Origin of the sequence: Streptomyces sp. NPDC047880 (assembly GCF_040706515.1) — a bacterium.
Taxonomy (GTDB): Bacteria; Actinomycetota; Actinomycetes; order Streptomycetales; family Streptomycetaceae; genus Streptomyces.
The window spans coordinates 24231-43257 of sequence record NZ_JBEZOK010000031.1 but is presented as its reverse complement, the minus strand read 5'-3'; the positions used below and the strand labels follow the sequence as shown (position 1 = coordinate 43257).

The 19027-nt window shown below is 68.5% G+C and carries 19 protein-coding genes; 9 read left to right on the top strand and 10 right to left on the bottom strand.

Going from position 1 to position 19027, the window contains the following annotated elements:
- Positions 1-56: 56 nt before the first annotated feature.
- The 4 genes from AB0937_RS33595 to AB0937_RS33580 all read right to left on the bottom strand — a co-directional run bounded on the left by AB0937_RS33595 (position 57) and on the right by AB0937_RS33580 (position 3872).
- Positions 57-545, bottom strand: a complete 489-nt coding sequence (locus AB0937_RS33595; RefSeq protein WP_366717209.1) for a hypothetical protein — start codon at positions 543-545, stop codon at positions 57-59.
- A complete protein-coding gene (locus tag AB0937_RS33590) occupies positions 542-1426 on the bottom strand; it encodes a DUF6083 domain-containing protein (protein ID WP_366717207.1) in 885 nt (294 codons plus the stop codon). Before AB0937_RS33590 ends, AB0937_RS33595 begins: the two co-directional genes overlap by 4 nt.
- 160 nt (positions 1427-1586) lie before the next feature.
- The gene (locus AB0937_RS33585) at positions 1587-1850 is read right to left on the bottom strand and encodes a helix-turn-helix transcriptional regulator (protein ID WP_366717205.1); all 264 of its coding nucleotides are present in this window, start codon (positions 1848-1850) and stop codon (positions 1587-1589) included.
- A 1362-nt stretch (positions 1851-3212) separates the two neighbouring features.
- Positions 3213-3872 carry an HNH endonuclease family protein gene (locus AB0937_RS33580; RefSeq protein WP_366717203.1) on the bottom strand — a complete coding sequence of 220 codons (660 nt, stop codon included), beginning with the start codon at positions 3870-3872 and terminating at the stop codon, positions 3213-3215.
- A gap of 239 nt (positions 3873-4111) precedes the next feature.
- Here AB0937_RS33580 and AB0937_RS33575 point away from each other — a divergent pair, with 239 nt between their 5' ends.
- Positions 4112-4246 carry a hypothetical protein gene (locus AB0937_RS33575; RefSeq protein WP_366717201.1) on the top strand — a complete coding sequence of 45 codons (135 nt, stop codon included), beginning with the start codon at positions 4112-4114 and terminating at the stop codon, positions 4244-4246.
- 69 nt (positions 4247-4315) lie between these two features.
- On the opposite strand, the gene AB0937_RS33570 is transcribed toward AB0937_RS33575, so the two are convergent.
- Both AB0937_RS33570 and AB0937_RS33565 read right to left on the bottom strand, forming a co-directional pair.
- On the bottom strand, positions 4316-4876 hold the full coding sequence (locus AB0937_RS33570; RefSeq protein WP_366717199.1) for a hypothetical protein: 561 nt from the start codon (positions 4874-4876) through the stop codon (positions 4316-4318).
- Positions 4873-5586, bottom strand: a complete 714-nt coding sequence (locus AB0937_RS33565; protein WP_366717197.1) for a hypothetical protein — start codon at positions 5584-5586, stop codon at positions 4873-4875. Before AB0937_RS33565 ends, AB0937_RS33570 begins: the two co-directional genes overlap by 4 nt.
- Before the next feature lie 441 nt (positions 5587-6027).
- Between AB0937_RS33565 and AB0937_RS33560 the strand changes: the two genes are divergently transcribed.
- The 4 genes from AB0937_RS33560 to AB0937_RS33545 all read left to right on the top strand — a co-directional run bounded on the left by AB0937_RS33560 (position 6028) and on the right by AB0937_RS33545 (position 10047).
- On the top strand, positions 6028-6945 hold the full coding sequence (locus tag AB0937_RS33560) for a hypothetical protein (protein ID WP_366717195.1): 918 nt from the start codon (positions 6028-6030) through the stop codon (positions 6943-6945).
- Positions 6946-7084: 139 nt separating this feature from the next.
- The gene (locus tag AB0937_RS33555; RefSeq protein ID WP_366717193.1) at positions 7085-7849 is read left to right on the top strand and encodes a TIGR04255 family protein; all 765 of its coding nucleotides are present in this window, start codon (positions 7085-7087) and stop codon (positions 7847-7849) included.
- Positions 7850-7859: 10 nt separating this feature from the next.
- Positions 7860-8633 (top strand): hypothetical protein, encoded by a 774-nt coding sequence (locus AB0937_RS33550; protein ID WP_366717191.1) that lies wholly within the window; start codon positions 7860-7862, stop codon positions 8631-8633.
- 208 nt (positions 8634-8841) lie between these two features.
- Positions 8842-10047, top strand: coding sequence for a hypothetical protein (locus tag AB0937_RS33545; protein WP_366717189.1), 1206 nt, complete (start codon positions 8842-8844; stop codon positions 10045-10047).
- 290 nt (positions 10048-10337) lie between these two features.
- On the opposite strand, the gene AB0937_RS33540 is transcribed toward AB0937_RS33545, so the two are convergent.
- Both AB0937_RS33540 and AB0937_RS33535 read right to left on the bottom strand, forming a co-directional pair.
- A complete protein-coding gene (locus AB0937_RS33540) occupies positions 10338-12086 on the bottom strand; it encodes a UvrD-helicase domain-containing protein (protein ID WP_366717187.1) in 1749 nt (582 codons plus the stop codon).
- Positions 12083-14074 (bottom strand): AAA family ATPase, encoded by a 1992-nt coding sequence (locus AB0937_RS33535; RefSeq protein ID WP_366717185.1) that lies wholly within the window; start codon positions 14072-14074, stop codon positions 12083-12085. The genes AB0937_RS33540 and AB0937_RS33535 overlap by 4 nt, the downstream gene beginning before the upstream one ends.
- Before the next feature lie 1235 nt (positions 14075-15309).
- On the opposite strand from AB0937_RS33535, the gene AB0937_RS33530 reads away from it, so the two are divergent.
- From AB0937_RS33530 to AB0937_RS33515, 4 genes are all read left to right on the top strand, one after another.
- On the top strand, positions 15310-15747 hold the full coding sequence (locus AB0937_RS33530; protein WP_366717183.1) for a hypothetical protein: 438 nt from the start codon (positions 15310-15312) through the stop codon (positions 15745-15747).
- Positions 15748-16034: 287 nt separating this feature from the next.
- A complete protein-coding gene (locus AB0937_RS33525) occupies positions 16035-16211 on the top strand; it encodes a hypothetical protein (RefSeq protein WP_366717181.1) in 177 nt (58 codons plus the stop codon).
- Positions 16208-16450 (top strand): hypothetical protein, encoded by a 243-nt coding sequence (locus AB0937_RS33520; protein WP_366717179.1) that lies wholly within the window; start codon positions 16208-16210, stop codon positions 16448-16450. Before AB0937_RS33525 ends, AB0937_RS33520 begins: the two co-directional genes overlap by 4 nt.
- On the top strand, positions 16447-17082 hold the full coding sequence (locus AB0937_RS33515) for an integrase (protein WP_366717177.1): 636 nt from the start codon (positions 16447-16449) through the stop codon (positions 17080-17082). Before AB0937_RS33520 ends, AB0937_RS33515 begins: the two co-directional genes overlap by 4 nt.
- Before the next feature lie 12 nt (positions 17083-17094).
- On the opposite strand, the gene AB0937_RS33510 is transcribed toward AB0937_RS33515, so the two are convergent.
- The gene (locus AB0937_RS33510; RefSeq protein ID WP_366717175.1) at positions 17095-17838 is read right to left on the bottom strand and encodes a hypothetical protein; all 744 of its coding nucleotides are present in this window, start codon (positions 17836-17838) and stop codon (positions 17095-17097) included.
- An 82-nt stretch (positions 17839-17920) separates the two neighbouring features.
- Positions 17921-19024, bottom strand: coding sequence for an XRE family transcriptional regulator (locus tag AB0937_RS33505; RefSeq protein WP_366717173.1), 1104 nt, complete (start codon positions 19022-19024; stop codon positions 17921-17923).
- Positions 19025-19027: the final 3 nt, after the last annotated feature.

Below are 19027 nucleotides of genomic sequence, written 5' to 3'. Positions count from 1 at the left end.
GGGAAGGGATCACCGCCCGCCGAGGTACGCGAGGGGAAGGGGAGAGAGGAGGACCGTTACGGCGCTGTCGGTACGCGGCGGTGCTGACGGCCGTGCAGGAGGCCAGCCGCGCAGGCCAGGACCTCCTCGGGGGTATGGCGGGCGAGCAGGCTCTCGAGCCGTTCCTCCAAGCGGCGGGCGCGTTCTTGTTGGTCCCGGGCAACACCTGCGCTCACCCGCTGGCGGAGTACCTCCTGGGGACGCTGTCCCACGGTGGCCGCGTCTCGGCGCAGGGCCTGGTCGGCGGCGTGGCTGAGTGCGATGTTGAGCACGACCTGGCCGTGCCGGTCGGGATAGTGCGTGCTCAGCACGTCGATCGGCAAGCGCGCACCCAGCCGGCGCCGCAGCGCATGCAGGGCGCCGCCCGGATGGCGTGCAATGTGGAGCGCCATCAGCCGGGTGCGGTCCGCGTTCGCGGCCAGAAGCACACCACCGGACGCCCCTCGAAGTTCACCAGGGGTAACAGGTCGAGTCAGGGTGATCTCGACGGCGTGGTGCGGCGTCATGGCCGGGCTGCCTGTCGTGCACGGCCCGCAGGGCCGGGGCGTCGGGTGGGGGCGGGCAGGCGGGTGTGGATGTGCGCGTGGTGGCGGATCGGGTCGAAGAGCTCGAAGTCGGTCAAGGCCAGATCGGCGGCCGTAGGAGTGGTGGCATGCTGCGGACAGTGCTGCGCACGCCAGCGCAACTGCTCGGCGTAGGGGAGGCGGCTGAGGTCGTAGGCCGCCATGACATCGGTAGGCAGAGCCAGTTGGCCGTCCGCTGCGGTGGCGGACATCAGCCTCCAGGTGCCGGCTGGGGCGTCGGGGGTGAGCAGCGGGCTGGTGCAGCGGTGGCGGCGCCGGGTCTGAGCAACGCACTGGATCTCGTCCACCGGCCGGGCGGCCAGGTAGCGGACATACAGCAGTTGCACGATGGGCCGGGACGGCCGGCAGACGGCCGGGCGTGACGGCGGACTGTCCAGCGAGGCCGGGGCAGGAGTGAAGGCGCCGGTGTCGATCAGGCGGCGCGAGCGCACGGCCAGCGACCGGCGCAGGCCGGCCAGCTCAGGGAGAGGTGGGGGCGTGTCCCGGGCTGGGCAGACGGCGGCATGCGGCAGACGGCACCAGTTGCTGCCGTCCCCGGCCGGGTGGGCGACACCGGAGCTGACGTGCCAGCGGCACGCCACTGGTACCTGGGCCGTGGGCAGTTCGTGGGGATGCAGACGCACCGGCCGGCGGTCGCTGCGGTGGTACCACTCGATCCGGTTGCCGCATTCGCGGCACTGGTCGCCTTGGCCGCAGCGCAGCAGCCGGCTCGCGCCGTTGGGGGTGACCTGCAAGGAACGGCGCACGCGATGGGTGATGGGGCTGCCGTCCCAGTGCCGGGACGGGGGAGGTGTGGAGCGCATGCGCGCGAACCTGCCAGCGAACACGCCGGACCTCCGGCAGCCCTGCCGCGGGATCACCTGCCCGGCCCCACGCTATGCGACTGGAGTGCGAATGATCATCTGCACGTTCGAGGTGGTCTCGTCGGTTCGGGTGATCCGCCGTGGCTGCTCGGACGGGGACTCAGTCCCCGCTCGCTCCCGGCAGGTCATGCCCGCGGCATAGCGTGCTGAAGAGCTCGTCGAACGGGGTGCCCAGCGCATGGGCGAGCGAGTGCCAGGTCTTCAGCGTGCCGATGGTGCGGCCCTGCTCAATCTCGATGACGGTGCGCCTGGCCAGGCCGCTGCGGGCGGCGAGCTCGTCGTAGGTCCACCCGCGCGCGGCCCGCAGACGCGCGAGCTCCAACCGCAGCGCGTCGAGGTCCGGATCGGGCGGCAAGATCGTCACCCGTCCATCCGACGGTGCAGACCCCTGCCCTGTCAGTGCAGACCTCTGCCCTATTTCTGCAGGTGGTGGCGGCGACGAGAGGGCAGACCTCTGCACTATGGTGGGCCGCCGCCCCACAGCCCCCGACGAAACCGGCGCGCACGCAACAGGAGGAACACGCGCCCATGAGGCTGCGCACAGCACGCCCGGCGACACCACGCACCTGGACCGTGGAACTACGCCCACACCCCAGCGGGCTTCTCCTCAAATGCCGCCAATGCCCGCACGGCAGCGGACAGGTCACCGCAGCCTCCGCCCGCTCGGCCGCCCTCGCGCACCTCGCACGACACGCACGCAGTGACCTGCTCCCACCCCACCTGCGGACCTGTCAATGCCACGAGCGCGGCTGCCGCTGGCATCCCCGCCACCGCGGCTGCGCCGGCCCCATCCACCTCCTCCTCACACGCGAACGCGGCGGACGACTCTGGCGACTCGCCGACGCCTGCAGCGCCTGCGCCGCAGCAACAACACACGCCGCCGTCGTCCCCGACACAACCCTCGCCCGCGCCCCGGAGCCCACAGCACCCCGGCACCACAGACGGATCCCCAGAGGCCCGGGCGAGCGGGTCCGAGTTCGCGAAATGCTCAGCTACCTGGCTGCCGCCCTGCCCGAAAGCACCCCAGCCGCAACACGCCTGCTCGCACTGCAGTGCGCGCTCCGCGTGAACACAGCCATGCAGGTCCGCCTACCCAAAGGCATGCTGCGCAGCCTCCGCCTCGACACCCCAGACCCGTGGCGCGAGCTGGAACATGCACGATGGCTGCGTATCAGCCTGGCAAGCGCCGCCAACGAAGTTGGGGCTGAGCTACTCGATGCCGCACTGCTCAGCCAGGCCCCCGCACGCCCCGACCGCACGCAGGCAGCAGACTGGGCACTTCGTGTCGCCAGCCCCTCGACGGCTGGGGCGATGGCGGGCCCACTGCCGCAGCTGGCAAGCCTCTACCTCACTGCACACGCCGACCCGGACACCGGTACCGGCCTGACAGAGCTCGACCAGATGGCCCGCGCTTGCGGAACCCAATCCGCTGACTTGGTCAGCACATTTGATCAGCTGGCCGTGAACGGATTACTCAGGTCCTGGCAGACCTGCGGAGACTGGGAAGATCTGCATTGGACTCTGGCGGGCCTTCAGGGGAAGACACGGCATCGAACTGTTGCCCGCCCTGGCATTCGGCGAGGTCAGGCACCATCAACTTCTTGAGGTCGCCGCTCTGTGGCGCTTGCCGGGGTGTTGTGGCGAAAAGCGGCAGGCAGGGTCCGGATGCAACCTGGCCGGCGCCGCCGGGGCGGTAGCCACGACGGCAGGAACGGCCTTTTAGGTCTCAGATGGCGGCTGTGTAGGTGACGGTCTGGTCGGGGCAGGCGGCGGCGAGGTCGTGCAGGGCCGCGTGTTCGGTGGCGTCGATGGTGAGGTTCCAGCGGAGCTTGGCGGCGGTCCATTCGGCGGCGTACCGGCAGTGGACGTCGTCGGCCGGGGGCATCCACTGGGCGGGGTCCTGGTCGGCTTTGCTGCGGTTGGAGCGGGCGGTGACCGCAACCAGGCTGGCCTCGGCCCCCTGGTCGTTGGCGTAGGCCTCGCGGCGCTGCGCGGTCCAAGCCGACGCGCCGCTGTCCCAGGCTTCGGCCAGGGGCACCATGTGGTCGATGTCCAGGCCGGAGGCGGACGTCACTGTGGTCTGGTCGTAGTACGACCACCAGGTGCCGCCGGTGAGCCGGCACCTCGGGCCCACGGCCGGCGCGTCGACGGCTTCGGCGATGAGGACTTCGTTGCGGGTGGAGCAGCCGTCGGCCGGGTCGTCGCCGGAGTTCCAGTGCTTGAACGCCTCGCGGGTGTAGCCGTCGCGGGACTCGGTGGCAAGCGGCAGGCTCGCGACGGCTTCGGCGAGTGGAATGATCTGGGCCGCGTGTGCGAGCGGTGCGGTGGTGAGGGACAGGACGGTGAGGAGCGCGGCGGGCAGGCCGCGCAGCAGAGCGGTACGCATGTACCTGTTGGTAGCGGCCTACCTGGGGCGCACGGGCCGGGACGGCGGTTGCGCCCCTGGTGTGAGTGCAATGGTCGTATCGGAGAGACGACACAGTCGGCTCGGTGGCCACTCATGCCGCGGGGACGTCCCGCAACTCCTGGACGGGCCTTCGTGGTACTGGGCGCGCAATCACAGCGGTCGGCATGCGTGCATCACCCGGAGCGGCGGCTCCGTCCACGACCTGCGCGGCTACCTCAATGCCCCCCGGCTCCCTGAATCAACCGCAGGCCCTGGGGGCGCGCGCCGTGGACGACAGCGTCAAGGACCTGCCCTCCGCGATCGACCGCGGCGTCTCGATCCGCAACAACTCCGACCACACCGCCCGCGACTGATCGCCGAAGTTGATCTTGGGGTAATGGCCCACATAGCCGGACGGGTAAACGAGACGCACCGGGCTCTACTCACAACGGCGGCGGTTGGGCGTTAGTGGCGGCGTTCGTTGCCGATTGTGTCCCACGCCCGACTACCTTCATGTCATCTGGATCGCTCCGGCTCAGCACATACACCTTCGCCAGGGCCAGCAGGCTGGGGCCGCATAGCAGCAGCGATAGCCAGATGGCGGTGTCGGCAACGAGAACACCGGCAGCGAGCAGAGCGATCGATATGAGGGCGCCAGCGGATACATTGACAAGATGGCGGCGATGACGAAGCCGTTCGATAGCGAGTTGGTTTTCACGCGCCGTGCGCTCTTTCTCAGCCTCGGCCTGGCGGTTGGTGATTTCCGCCTCTATCCTGAGGCGCGCCATCTTGGCCTCATGATCCAGGCGCATGCGGAGCACCGTCTCTTGCGAAAGTAGCGCTGCCTGGCTTGCGGCTGCCGAGATCATCGCATCAAAGTGATCAGGGGGGAATTCTGCCCACTGCTCCGCCAGGCCGTGTGCTGCCGCGGAAAGTGTGTTGCGGTTGAGGGAGCTGGTGTGTGCCTGCTGCGCGGGGAATGTTTCCGCATCTTCGGTGGTCACGCGCTCGCCCCTCCGTCGCCGTCCGCAGGTGCATGTGATTCGTCAACCCGTGACCCCGGAGGGGGGCCAAGGACTACCAGAAGCTCAGTGACGGCGTTATCCAAAGCCTCGCGCACCTCGAGCGCTGCAACCTCGTCGATCTCCGTGTCGTCAGAGGTCACGGGGACTTCATTCAGTGCAGGGAGTTGGGGCGGGCCCCAGACAGCGATTCGCTGCGCGTGGGAGGCGTGTACCGCTAGAAGATCATCAATTGATGGAACGCCCTCGTCGCCCTGGGATGGCTCAAGCCTGGAGCCCTCCTGGAGAAGATGTGCCTGCCCAACCACTGGCCGTGAGGCTTCTTCCTGCTCCAGGACGCCCTTGAGTAGGGTCTGCGCCGCGTCAATCTTTCCCGTGTCCAGAACCACGAGAATGTGTCTGAGCAACACGGATACTCGAGCGTCAACGCCGCGCTCAACTGCGGCCTGATAAGCCAGATCTCTCACATGGGCAAGCGCGATGGTAGCCAGCCCTTCTTCGATCAGCCGTATCGCGTTGGTTAGTACACGCTTTTCCTCTTGCGTCAAGGGCTGGTGCCCGACGAACATCACGTTGTGGTAGTGCGCGATTGAGACATCTCGGCCTACGGCGAATACGCCTCCGCTGTAGCTCCCTCCGGCGCTAATGGTGCTTGAGCCGCCTTCTTCCTCATCCGCTGGCCCGTGGCGCATGGTCCCCCCTCCCTGCAGAACAGAGTGCCGCACATGGTGGCCTGCCGCAGGTATTCGGTCCAACCTCGTTGTCTACTGGCATGCCTTGAACAGAAAATGATCTGCTGCGTCACAGGCAGCCCGGCCACGAGTACCGGGCCACACCGAGTAAGGGCAACACTCAACCCTGTCCCCACCGAGCAGACCCGGTCGAGCGCGAGCTGGCGGCCGTTGTGAATTGCGGCGCAACGGGTCACCCGTTCGGGTGATTGAGTGTGGAGGAGCGGTGCGTTTTCGCTGGTCGTTGAGGTGTGGCAGGCTGATATGGCCAGGCTGGATGCGCGCGTGTCGACGAGTCCCCTAGGGTAACGGTTCGTGCTGATGGGGTAACTCAGTGGCATAGGCGGGGTGTACGGACAGCAAGACCGGCCTTCTTGTGAGGCTGAGGGGGGCGGGGGCGCCATGAGCCTGGGCAGCTTCGTGGATGGTGTGCCGGCGCGTGAGTCGTGGCCGGCTGGTATCTGGGAAAAGCTGGAACGCTTTGTGCAGGGACATGTGGTCGCGGCGCCGACGTTCAGCTTCTATGGAAGCGTGCAGGAACCGCTGAACTCGGTATCGGCCGCTTTTGCCGCCAGCGGTCAGTTCAAGGGCGAGATGGTCATGCAGGTCCCCGAGGGCCAGGCGCCCCAGTGGGCGATCATCACGACGGCGACTTGTGACATCGCCGAGCCGGGCGTGAAGAAGCCGAAGAAACCCTTCGTCCAGGTCGCACCGGTGGTCAACCTTGAGCACATGGACCGCGGGCAGCAGGGACACGTTCGCCGGAACAGGGTCGGGCACTTCGTGTACCTGCCGGCCCTGGCCGCGCGCCAGAGCGATCTGTGGGTGGCTGACCTGCGCTACGACCAGCCGGTCGAAAAGAGCTGGCTCGCCGGACAGGAGCCGGTGGAGGTCTTCGATGACGAAGCGCAGCGTGACCAGTTCGGTAAGGCACTGGCCTGGGTCAGGGACCGCCCTGCGATGGGACAGGTCTTCATCGACCATGTGCAGCGTCCACTGCAGCTGGCGTTCCAGAGGCTCTTTGCTGAGAACAGAGAGCTCGGTGTACGTATCGATGAGGAAGTGAGCGAGTGGGCGGTGCAGGCGGACAGCCGTCTGGACCCCCACCGGCTGGCGATCTTTGTCCTCAGCGGGGGAGGGGTCAGCGGGGAATGCCGGGAGTGGTGGCAGGTCGCGGTGGACGGGTTGCGTGAGCAGGCCGCCATGGCTGGCCTGACGATCACAGGACCCGTCTTTGCCGACCTCTCCACTTATCCGGCCGCCGAGTATCTGCAGCTGACCGTCTTAGGGCGCCTGCACAGCGATCTCAGCAACAGTTGACGCACGAATAGCCCAAATTACCAATTTGCCTGTTTTGTGTTGACGAGCAGGTTGCCGCGCGAGATAGTCGGGAGTGAAAGTTCGTGAAAGTCTGTAGCCCAACCCCACGTGACGGCCGGTCCAGGAAGCGAGGGAAGGCATGAACGCCAAACCCTCCGCCCTGCCAGTGGACGAACTGGACCTCACCCGCCCCCCGGTCTCCCTGGTGGTCTGCCAAGTCCGCCATGAAACCCTGCCAGCGGCCTGCAGCCCCGCTGCGGCCCTGGCTATCGACGCCGCGCTCGGCTGGGACACCCGACTCGAGGAGCACCAGCCCCTGCCCGCCCCCCTTGCGGACACCGAAACTCCGTCCGCCCCGCCTGTCGGTACCGTCGCGCGTGGCTGGCGGATGCAATCCGTCGACGGCGAGTGGAGCGTCACCGTCCAGGCAGACCACTTCACCATTGAGACCTCCTGCTACCCGGGCTGGGAGGCGTTCCTCCGTAGAGCGCGCACTCTGGTCGAGGCCGTCCAGGCCACCGTCCAGCCGGAGATCGAACAGCGCATCGGCCTGCGCTACGTCAATCAACTGCAGCACCCCGACGTTGCCCAGCCCGCCGACTGGCGCAGTCTCATCAGCGACGCCCTCTACCAGGACACTCTCTACACCTCCGCCGGCGCCGACCTGCAAGCCGCCATGCAGGTCGTCGACCTGCAGCCCGAGCCAGCCCACCGCATCGTCATGCGTCACGGCTTCCAGCTCCGCGAAGGCCTCGCCTACGTCCTGGACAGCGACTGCTCACGTCAAAAACAGCGCACCTTCGAAACCGAGGCCATCATCGCCTCGCTCGAACACCTGCACTGCATGGCTCGCAGCGCCTTTGTCTGGGCCACCACCAAAGACCTGCGCACGTACTACGCCTAGGGGGACAACGATGGACGTAGCAAAAGGGGTGCTTGGCGCCTACAGCAGAGACTGGTGCATCGACGAGACACCCCTGACCATGCACCCACCCGGCCCCGACCGCAGCCTCCAGCCGGCCCAGGCAGCAGCCCAGACCATTCGCCGCGACCTGCCGCGCTTCCTGCAGGCTCAGCAGCCGCAGACCTGGTCGCAGACATGGGCAGCCATGGTCCACGGCGGATTCACCGTGACCGAGCGGCTCCTGCCCCCTGCCGCCGTACAACGCCCGACACCCGACTGGACGAGCTCCCCGCAGGAAGAGACCGCCCACGACACCTCGGCCGCTGCCGACCCCGGGCGCCAGCGCACGCAGGCCGCCGTCAAAGCCATCCGCGACATCGCCCGCTGGCTTTGCGTCTCCCCCGCACAAGCCGCCCGGCTTCTGGGCCACCGCCGCAACTACTACAACTGGATCAAGGGCGATTTCCACCCCAACGCGGCCTCCCTGGCCGGCCTCCACGAAGCCCACGCCCTGGTGCAATCCCTCATCCAAGCGGAAGGAGAAGCGAGAACCCGCGCCTGGCTAGCTGCCCACACAGGCGGCAAGCCTCGCCAGAACTACCTCGCTGACTCCGTAGGACGTGCCGAACTCGCCCGCCAAGCCCGTGACATGCTCTTCCCCTCGGCTCCAGTCACCCGCTGGGAACCCGACGAGGACATGGACTACGACGCACCACCCCCACCCGCTCCGTCCACCACCACACCTCTGCGCTCCGGCACATCCCTGCCCACCAGGAGCCAGTAACCTGCCGACGCCCGCCTTCGCAGTAGACGGCAACCGGCCGGTAAGAAAACGAGGGCAGCCAGGGCATCACGCCGACCTCTGGGGTCGCATCTGCGTGACGCCCCGGCCACCTCCCACCGACACAGCGTGCCAAGCGAGTTCGCACGGTCCTCCACGGCCCGAACCATAAGAGCAGCGCCCCAGGCCCGGACTTGAGAAGCTGTCCCGCATGGCCTTTCACTCGCACCTGGGGATCGCCGATCACCAGCTCCTGTACTGGAGAGCGGAGTACCCGCCGGAACTGGCCGCCCTGTTCACCGAATCGGAGCGCCAGCCTGCGAACGCGCGCCTCCCTCTGCAGGCTAATCTGACCGAGTTCGTCTACGGGACAACGGTGGCGCGACTGCGAGAGCGACTCCACGTGCAGGGCTTCAGCGCCGCCCGGGCGAAGACCGAACTCGCCGAGGTCCTGGCCGGATGGAAGAAAGACCGGCCTTTGGATGCATTTCGCTTCTCCGAGGAGCCCGACGTGCGCAGCGTCGAGGCCACTGTGCGTCAGCTCCTCGCCATGACCTTTGAGGAAGCATGGCCAAGCGAGAGCTTCCAGCCCAACCCCTATGACCTGCCCGACGCGTTGTCCCGGTACATGGATGACCGCAGCCTGACCCGCCTGCTGCTGGAATGGGCTCCCGACCAGCACGCCACCGTCTTCCTCGATCTCAGCGAACTCACCGGGCCCGGCGTGGACCTGGACCCCGCACATCCGGTTGCCGGCGAGGCGCGCGCCGAGCAGCTGGCGAGTCTTGCCCAGGACGCCCCCTTGCTGGTCCTGACCGAAGGCCCCACCGATGCCCGCCTTCTGGCAGCGGGCCTGGAAGTCACCCACCCGCATCTGAAGGGCTACATAACCTTCTTCGACTTCGGTGCCGCCGGCGCCGAGGGCGGCGTCGCCCAACTTGCGAAGACCGTGTCCGCATTCGTCGCCGCCGGCGTGGCCAACCGGTTCGTCGCACTGGCCGACAACGACACCGAAGCCCACGCCGGACTGGCCAATCTCAAAAAGCAGCCGCTGCCGAAACGCTGCCGTGTACTGCACTACCCGCCGCTGCCAGCGCTCAAGACCTATCCGACCCTCGGCCCGTACGGAGACGAGCCAGTGCCGGCAGACGTCAACGGACGCGCGGGTTCCCTGGAGATGTACCTCGGCCGTGATGTCCTGCAGAGCGAGGACCGCACACTCATGCCCGTGCAGTGGCGCTCATGGAACCCGAAGCTGCGCCGCTATCAGGGCAGCCTTGCAGACGTGGACAAGAAGGCGGCCCAGGACCGCTTCCTGCGCAAGGTGCAGATTCACCGCTCCGGGCAGGGCAGTGGACGTGAGGACTGGGACGGGATCCGGGCCATCATCGACACGATCGTGACTGCCTTCGACTGAGGAACATGGGCACGGGCGCAAAAAACGGCCCACGGCAAGGAACGGATAGACACGAGACGACGACAGTCCCTGGAAGCTGGCCGCGCACCTTCTCCGGCAGCACCTGGCCCCTGGCCTGCGGTTTTCGGTGCGGTTAGGGTGAGCGCTACGGCGGGGCAGCATGCCGGGCGGCTTGTGGAGATCTTCGCTGTGCGAGCACGACGTGAGCCGTGAAGGAGCGACGTCCTCGTGCCCGCCGGGGCCGGGCCGCGACTGATCTCTGCCGCATGCTGGGCCGAGCGCATCCGGGTTCATGCGATGCGGAGCGGTACGTGGTGGCCGACCAGGAGGCGGGCCAGTGCATCGGTCTCCTCCTGGGGCAGGGCGATGGCGGCCAAGCGGCGGGCGCGGGTGACGGCGACGTACCAGACACGCAGTACCTCGTCGGCGGCCGGGTCCGCGGTGGCCCAGCGCTGGACGCTTCCGGCATCGGGCAGCAACAGCAGGACGCCGTCCGCTTCGTCGCCCTTGAGCTGGTGGACGATGTTGGTGCGTATGCCGGTGGTCGGCTGGGGCCGGGACAGGGTGGGTCTCCCGGCGAGCCGGCCCTTTCCGCCTTGCGGAGCCGCCCCGGGCAGAGCGGGCCAGGCCTTCATGGCCTGCCATACCTGCGGCCCCCACTTCTTGTGAGGCGCAGACAGGCTGTGCAGGAACGCGAAGGCCGTGCGGTTGACCTGGCCGGTAGGGAGACGGTGGCTGGTCATGATGCGTTCGGGGCCGCCGAATTGACCCGGGTACCAGTAACCGAACAGGACACGCACGGCGATCGCGCAGGCACGGGCCAGGTCGTCGCCGGAGGCGCCCGGAGTGTGGGCGACGGTGCGGGCCCACGCCAGGCTGGTGATGGCGTTGGTATTGGGCTTCTCCCGGCTGATGCCCGGCAAGGTGGCGTACCTGTAGGCGGTCACCAGGCAGTCCCGTGCCGGGACGGAGTACTCCTCTGCCAGCGTGCGGAAGGCGTCGACGATGCCGGCGCCGGTCGGAGCGTGGATGTGGCGGCTGCCGGTAGCGGCAAACAAGGTGGGCATCAGCAGGACGGGAATGTTGTCGTCGCGCACCACGGACGTGTCCGGCGGGCGCTGCCCCGTCCTCAGGGTGGCCGCCAGCCGGCAGATGACGGGGGAGCTGCGCCAGTTGCCGGTCAGGCGGTGTGGGGTGGGGGACAGGCGTGCCGCGAAGGCCCCGAGTGCCTGGGGTTCGGCGCCCCGCCAGGCATAGATGGCCTGGTCCGGGTCACCGACGAGGACCAGTGGCAGACCGGCGTCGTGCAGCAGTTGGAGGATCGCCAGGTCGGCGGCGGAGCAGTCCTGCGCCTCGTCGACGATGATTTCCGCGAACCGGGATTGCAGCGGCGGCAGCAACGCGGCGGCGGCTTCGGCGTTGCGCAGGTTCCACAGGGCCACGGCCCGCACCTCGTGCCCGGTGAAGTACCCCTGCTCGCACCATGACTTGCGGGTGGCGAGGATCTTCTCTTCCCACACCGAGCGGCTGCAGGAGCTGGCGTCGATGAGCTGGCGGGTGTCGTAGTCGAGTTTGCCCCAGGCCACCTTCCCGTGCGCCGAGTGGTGCGAGGGGTCCAACGTCATGGGGAAGCGGTGCAGAGAGATCTCCCGGTCCACGCCTTCCACCAGGGCCTTGACGCTTGCCCAGGATTCCAGCAGGCGGGGCACCGGATCGGCTTTGCGCCGCGGCTTGACCAGGAACTCCCACAGGAACGAGTCGAGCGTGCCGATGAAGTGCGGCGCCTGGACCAGATCGGCGCGGCCCGCCTGGCGGCAGCGGCGGGCCATCTGGTCCCGCGCCACCCGGGTGAACGAGATCAGAGCCCGGCCCTTGCGCAGCGGTTGCCGGGACGACTGCAGATGCCGGTTGGTGATCACGTACGTCTTGCCCGCGCCGGGGCAGGCGGGCACGAAAGTAGGCGCGGTCACGGTCACGGCGGCCTGCTGCTGCGCCTCAGCGGCCTCCCGCACCGCGTTCTTCTGCTCCGCAGTGGTCACGGCGCGCCCACCACCGGGGTGCCGGCGTCAGAAGCGGTGATGAAGCGGATGGCGTCCGCGAGGTAGGCGGGCACGGTGAACGGCACCGTCTGGTCGGCCAGTACGTCGGCGAGCTGCTGCGCGAACTCTCCCTTGGAGATGGGGGTGCCCTTGGCGAGCTCTCCGTCCGCACCGGTGACGGTGCGGACGGCCTTCGCAACGAACAGTTCCCCGAAGGCCAGCGCGGGATCGTCCGCCTTGACGACCTGCTGCCAGCGTTTCTCCGAGCGCGGCGCACAGCGGATGAACGCCGCCCGCAGGGCGGTGATGTTGTCGTCCGACCACAGGGCCGGCTCCAGCGTCCGCGGTGCTGCGGCCAGGTGCAGCACGCCGGGAGAATGCCAGCGTTGCGGCAGCTTGCGCAGGGACTGAAGCCGTGCCGGTTCCGGATGGCCGGGCGCCACGTCCGTGTCGGTGATCAGCGCCACCCGCCGTCCCAGGCAGATGCCGTCGACGGGCGCCAGCAGCACCCGCAGATAGACCTCGAACCTGACACCGTCCACGATGACCCGGGTGGTGCCGAAGAACCGCTCCACTGCCTCGAGTGCCTCCCGTCCAGCCGGTGCGTCGGCGCCCTCGCCGGCGGCGAGGACCCGCTCAGCCAGAGCCGGCAGCAGCAGAAGCTCGGAAATGCCCTCCACGAGGATCGCCCGGGAGGCGAACAGCAGGGCACTCTTCGTGGCGTCCAGATAGCGGTCCAGATGCCGCACCCGGGCCGGGGCCAGCTGCAGCCGGGGGACGGGCAGCGCCCGCGCCTGCCAGCCGTCCGACAGCCCGCTGGGGCAACGCGCCATCACCACCAGGTTCTCCACGCTGGCGGCGGCCGACAGGATGGGGGAGTGGGTGGTGACCACCACCTGCAGATGCCCGGCCGGCTCCGCTGGATCACCCGCAGGCCGGCGCCGCGAGGCCCGCGCCCGCTGCTGCAGATACCGCAGCAGCAGAGTCTGCAGCTGCGGGTGCAGATGCGCCTCGGGCTCCTCCACCAGCAGCACCGTCAAATCGGCCTCGGCCGCCGCGTCCAGCTCCGCCATCACCGTCGCAATGAACAGCGTGTTGGCATACCCCAGCCCCGACGCCGACAGCGGAAACGGCAGCGCGGAGGCATCCCCCAACAGCACCCGCAGCGACCGGGCAATTGACGCGAACGTGGGCTCAGCCAGTGCCAGTTCACTCTGCTGGGGATGCGCACCGACCGTCAGATCCCGCAGCGGCTCGTTGATCTTCTCTCCGACTCTCACCACATCCGGGTCCGCGGCCACCTTCTTCAGCTCGCTGCCGATCCGCTCCACGAAGGCGTCGACGTGCTCGTCGTCCCCCAGCAGCCCGCGCAGGATCATCCGCACCCGATCCCCGCCCGCCGACGCCAACTCTCGCTCCGCATCGCGCAGCGCCGGCAGATAGACATGCCGCACACCACCCCGCGCGGCAGGCTCGCCCGTCACCGGAAGGCCCGCACCCTGCGTCCAGACCGTGCTGCCGCGCCGCCTGCCCGTCTGCGGCGGCGTCCAAGACACCTGCCACCGCGCAGTACGGCTCTCAGGCGCCCCCTCAGGCAGCAGCGCCTCCAGATACGCACCGCTTTGCTGCGGGCCGATTGCGGCCACGTCCAGCTGCAGACTGGGGCCGTCCTGTTCAGCGGTTACCGCGAGGACGTCTGCCTCCTCGAAATAGCGCATCCGCCGCCCGTCCAGAGGATCCGTGAGCAGACGCACCGCATCGATCACACTCGACTTGCCCGCGTTGTTCTCCCCGACCAGGATCGTTACTTCCGGCCGCAGCGGCATCCGGACCCGCTCGCACGACCGGAACCTTTCCACCAGCACCTCGGATACGTACACCGCACGCCCCCCGTCCCCGGACACGTCACCCTGAGCGATGATGATCAGCAGACGATGGTAAGCCGAGCAACCTTCGGCCCAGCGGCTTATGCACAATTCGGCGTACACCAAGCCGTCATCACGGTGGTGCCGGGGCGCAGCCGTTGGCGTTGTCACAGCAGAGCGGGTTCGGCATGCCGATAGACGATGAGGCGGTTGGACCGGTTGCGCGTGACACCTGACGCCGAGCCAGCGCGCCACCCACGCCCCGCGTCCTATCACCAGGCTGCGGCTGCTCCCGTGTGGTTGAGAGTGCCGTAGTTGGTGTGGTGGGTTGGTTGTGAGCTGGGGTGTTGGGGGTTTTATGAGAAGGGGGCGGGCTCTTTTCTTGGGGCTTCGGCGCGGTGGTGACGGTTTTCTGACCTGCGGTTGTCGGGGTTTTGATAACGGTGTTGTGGTGTTAGTGATGGCGTCCGGTATCCAAAGGGCTGGCGCGTGTTTGTGCTGGTCAGTGTCTTGTTGTGTGGTCGGGGTCGGTGTGTGCTGGCGGGTTGGGGTTGGTGCTGAGCCAGTGCAGGGCGGTGTCGATGTCGCGTGCGGTCCAGTTATCGGCGTGTGCTGGGCGGTGGTGGAGGAGGTCGTCGAGGAGTTGCAGGTAGTGGCCGTAGCGTCCCGGTGTGGGGGGGGTTAGGGTGAGGCGGAGGGCGTCGAGCGCGGTCGGCTGCAATCGATCCTGCCCGAGCTGCCCGCACGGGCGGACCTGCACAAGCTCTCGCAGCTCCGCGACGGTTGGGGGCATCTCGGTGCACTCCCTGCTGTACCGCTGCCGAGAACTCGGCCTCCTGTCGGACTCCTCGGCCGGCCGCGCCTACCAGCGGCTGCACGGCCTGCAGGGGCAACCCGCTTTCGCTCCGGAACCCCTGGCTGGCTATCCCGGCGAACAGCCCGCTGCTGTCCCAGGCCTTCGCCCTCGCCTGCGACCATGGGCTGACAATTACTGAACTGGCTCACGAGCTGGCCTGGAGTGCAGCCCAGGTGCGGCGCACGCTCGGTTGCGAGGAAGACCGGCCAGCCCTCCGGCTCGTCAGCAGCTCGTCCTGATGGCCTGTTGGCGGGGTCCGGCTGCCGGACCCCGCCGCAGATCAGCCCGCGGGCTGGCAGGCCTGCGGTTCTCCTCAGCGCCGGCCCGCTCCCGCAGGGAACGGCGCTCCCAGAGCCGTCGGGACACCTGCCATCAGCAAACGACGTAGGCGAGGCCCTCGCGGCATCGAGCGGTCTGGGCCCCTCTTCGTGCCGACTGGGGGACGTTGCGGATGATGTCCCTGTGGGCGCCGGTCGGCCCATGGGGTGATCAAGGGGCGGGAATGAACTATCTGAACGTTGCAGGGTCGAGGGCGATACGCGGCGGGCTGGTGCACGGGCTGGCGGTCACCGCTTGTCTGCTCGCTCTGTCTGCGTGCAGCATCAGCGACGAGCCGCCGGCCAGACGTAGCGACGGCGTGGTCAAGGACTTCGGCCGCGTGACGGCGGCCGACGTGAAGAAGTGGGTGCAGAAGTCCGATCTTCCGCACGAGACCAAGACCCTGGTTGCCCTTTACGTCAGCGAGGTCCATGTCACCAATGGGTTTGCCGGCTGTCCGGCAGAGGGACGCACCGAACCGCTGATGAAGGTGGAGCTGGCCTATCCTGACCTTGGGCAGTACGACCGGGAGGGCTTGGAAGAGCAGAGGGACTGGAGTCGCCAGATCATCTCTGCGCTGGAAGGGGTTCGCGCATACCTTCGAGCCGGGCTACTTCATTGACGACAGTCTGATTGGTGGCCCCAGTGGGTGACCGACGCCCAGGGGGGCGCTGACTGCAGCGGCAGTATCGAGATGGGCCAGCTCTTGACCCCATCCGCGGGCCTGCAGACGGACTACTCCCAGCGGGAGAACGTCCGGGTGCGCTGACGATCGTGTGGCTCGATGAAGCCGCTCTTGGCTCCGCCCCCTCGTTGCCCCGCCGGGCCAACCCTGCGACGTGGTTCCCGGATAAGCTCCCCATGTCCGTAGTCCATGGAAAGCGGCAAATCCGGTAAACAGGGCGGTTCGTGTCAGGCAGTCAGAAGACGGTTGAAGCGGTCGTCCATCCGGCGGCGCCGGTCCGGCCGGAGGCCTACGACGCCGCGACCCGGGCCGCACTCGAGCACATCGACGGCCAGGCCCTGCGTGCGGTCGCCGACGGCCGGCCGGAGCGCACCCGCAAGGGCACGCCCAGGACTGGATGAGCTGGAGCAAGTTCTGCACCGCCAACGGCGTGCTGGTGCTCGCCATCACGCCCGGCACCCTGGTGATGTTCGTCGAATGGCTGTGGACCCAGCCCGGATGGAAGAAGGGCACCTTCACTGCCCCCTCCATCATCGACCGCCGGATCTCCGGCACCGTCGTCTCCGCTCGCGCCGAGCACGGGCTGAAGCTGGAAGACGGTGTTGCCCGCCTGGACGCAACCGGCTCAAGCAGCTGGTGAAAGAGATGGAGGCCAACGGCGAGAACCGCGGCCGGGGCCAGGCCCCTCCGCTGCTCGTCGACCACCTCGTGGCGATCAGCGCCGCCTGCCCGGACAACCTCCGCGGCATCCGCGACCGCGCCCTGGTCCTCATACACTTCGCCGTCGCCGGCCGCGAGCACGAACTGGCCGCCAACCGCGTGCGCGACTACGCCGACACCCCCGGCGGCATCCAGGCCGACATGCGCGTCTCCAAGATCCGCCCCCGCGTCGTGCCCGTCCCCTACGGCTCCCGCCCTTCGATCTGCCCCGTCCGCGCCTGGCAGGCATGGAGGAACGCCGCCGGACTCGACGACGCCGACGGCTACGCCTGGCGCCGCCTGCACAACCGATGGAACACCGTCATGGAGGGCGGGCTGCAGCCCGAGTCCATCGGCGACGTCATCACCCGCGCCGGCGAGCGCGCCGGAATCGAGATCCGCTTCACCGGCCACAGTCCCCGCCGCGGGCTCGCCACCTCATCCCGCCTCAAGGGCCACGACCAGATCGTCATCGCCAAGCAGGGCGGATGGGCCACGCACTTCAAGGTCCTCGCCGGCTACCTCGAAGTCGTCGACCCGTGGGAGGACAACGCCCTGCTCGGCGTGCTGTAGCCCGGCCCACTTTCAGCCCTGGCCGCTCGGCTGCATCCCCTTCTTCATGCGTTTTTCGCGCCGCTGCTTCCGAGTGAAGCCCTTGCCGCGAAGGCCGAGTCGCAGGTTCTTCCAGGCTGTCCTGCGCCGCTGTCCCCATCGCCGCCATCGCCTTGCGCCGAACGGCGCGCCGTCGCTCCGCTGCAGCGCCAGGCAGCGGGGTCCCGCCCCATGCGACGGGAAGATCGGCCCCCCCTCGCGGCGCCACCGCGTGCCCGCCGCGTCGGTATAGGCGAACGTCACCCGAGGGTTACCCCACCGCAGGGAGGAGTCGAGCGTCAGCTCCTCTGGCGAGGACCAGTCGGTGAAGGTGAACGGGACGCTGTCGCCAGCGGGCAGCAGATCCTGCCGCTGGGGCTCACTGCGGGCTCGGGCTCGCCCGACCGTCAGCCAGCCCACGTCCTCCCCGCCGTCCTCGTCCAGGTACACCTCTACTCTCACGAGGAGGGTGTTGGTGACCGGCGTCTGGCCGTGGTTCCGGACCGTCACACCCTCGCGGTCGAGGTCCTCCAGGGCGACGTGGGCGGCCTTCTCTTTCTGAACGCCCGCCAGCACCCGTTCCTGAGCGGCCCGCTGACGAGAGGCGACCCATAGGGCAGTGGCCGTGGCGGCGACGGTCCCCAGGGCAGACAACCATTGCGGGAACGTGCCCCAATCCCATTGCGAGGTCGTTGCTGCGGGAACTGTTCCGCCGCAAGACAACCAGTGAGCGGTCACCACGACAACGTATCCGAAGCGCGCCCGATGCTGCGTTTATCCACGCGGCCAGGCCAACCAGCCCAACAGCCTTTGCAGCGGATCACACCAGCCGCAGCACCGGCCGGCTGTCCGGCATCCCCAGTAGCTCCCTGACTCGCGCCAGTGGCCAGGCTAGGTCCTGGGCCAGCTCTCGTACGCCCAGCCCGGTCTCCTGGGCCGCCAGGTCGAAGGCCTGGGACAGCAAGACGGGCTGCTCTCCCGGGTAGCCGCTGACCGGCTCCGCGGCAAAGCCAGGTTGACCATCTAGGGCGCGGAGCCGCTGATAAGTGCGGCTCGCCGTGGCGTCGGAGATGACGCCCAGTTCGCGGCAGCGGTACACCAGGGAGTGCACGGACACGCCCCAGGTACGGCGCAGGCCCGCCAGATGCCCAAGGTCCATCCGCCGCGGCAGCAGGGGCAGGATGCTCGCCTGTGGGGTGAGGAACTCCGCGGCGAACGCGTCCGCTTCACGTTCCTGCCTGCTGTCGCCGGTGGCGTCGCCATGCAGCACCAGGTGGCCGAGTTCGTGAGCCGCGGTGAAGCGGTGGCGGTAGACGTCGTTGGCCCGGTTCCTGGTGAGCACCACCAGCGGGCGTGCCGAGCGAGAGGAGAACGCATCCACCGTCGCGGCGGCTGCATCGGCCTCCGCTGGCAGGACCACCACGACGCCGTGCGCTTCCATGCGCCGAACGAGATGAGTGACCGGGCCGTCCCCGAGGCCCCACTGACGCCGCAGTTCCTGAGCGGCAGCGACGGGCTCCGACGGCAGGGCCATCCCGGGATGCACCTCGCCGCCGGCGAAACCGGGCAGGTCCACAGGCGGCAGCTGCACCCGGCGCTCCAGCGCGTAGGTCAGTTCCCACACCTGCTCGGCGAATGCCAAAGCCCGCTCTCGCTGAGCCTTCGGCGTGCTGCGCAGGGCGCGGAAGTGGGCCATCGAGGAGTCGAGACGCTGGCTCGGCCTGCCGGCGATGAAGAACTCCACCGGCACCTTGAGGACCTTTGCCAGCTGTGGCAGGAGGTCCGGGCGAGGACGGGAGACGCCCGTCTCGTACTGGCCCACCGCCGCCGGGGTGACACCGAGGTGTTCGGCAACGTCCCTTTTGGTCAGGCCGGCGAGGCGCCGGGCCTGGGTCAGACGTGCGGGGTCGAACGCATCGGACACCGC

What these genes read in the sequence shown, in the direction of transcription:
- AB0937_RS33595 (WP_366717209.1), bottom strand. Translation starts at nt 545, where the DNA reads ATGACGCCGCACCACGCCGTCGAGATCACCCTGACTCGACCTGTTACC.
- AB0937_RS33590 (WP_366717207.1), bottom strand. Translation starts at nt 1,426, where the DNA reads ATGCGCTCCACACCTCCCCCGTCCCGGCACTGGGACGGCAGCCCCATC.
- AB0937_RS33580 (WP_366717203.1), bottom strand. Translation starts at nt 3,872, where the DNA reads ATGCGTACCGCTCTGCTGCGCGGCCTGCCCGCCGCGCTCCTCACCGTC.
- AB0937_RS33575 (WP_366717201.1), top strand. Translation starts at nt 4,112, where the DNA reads ATGCCCCCCGGCTCCCTGAATCAACCGCAGGCCCTGGGGGCGCGCGCC.
- AB0937_RS33565 (WP_366717197.1), bottom strand. Translation starts at nt 5,586, where the DNA reads ATGCGCCACGGGCCAGCGGATGAGGAAGAAGGCGGCTCAAGCACCATT.
- AB0937_RS33560 (WP_366717195.1), top strand. Translation starts at nt 6,028, where the DNA reads ATGAGCCTGGGCAGCTTCGTGGATGGTGTGCCGGCGCGTGAGTCGTGG.
- AB0937_RS33555 (WP_366717193.1), top strand. Translation starts at nt 7,085, where the DNA reads ATGAACGCCAAACCCTCCGCCCTGCCAGTGGACGAACTGGACCTCACC.
- AB0937_RS33550 (WP_366717191.1), top strand. Translation starts at nt 7,860, where the DNA reads ATGGACGTAGCAAAAGGGGTGCTTGGCGCCTACAGCAGAGACTGGTGC.
- AB0937_RS33545 (WP_366717189.1), top strand. Translation starts at nt 8,842, where the DNA reads ATGGCCTTTCACTCGCACCTGGGGATCGCCGATCACCAGCTCCTGTAC.
- AB0937_RS33530 (WP_366717183.1), top strand. Translation starts at nt 15,310, where the DNA reads ATGAACTATCTGAACGTTGCAGGGTCGAGGGCGATACGCGGCGGGCTG.
- AB0937_RS33520 (WP_366717179.1), top strand. Translation starts at nt 16,208, where the DNA reads ATGAGCTGGAGCAAGTTCTGCACCGCCAACGGCGTGCTGGTGCTCGCC.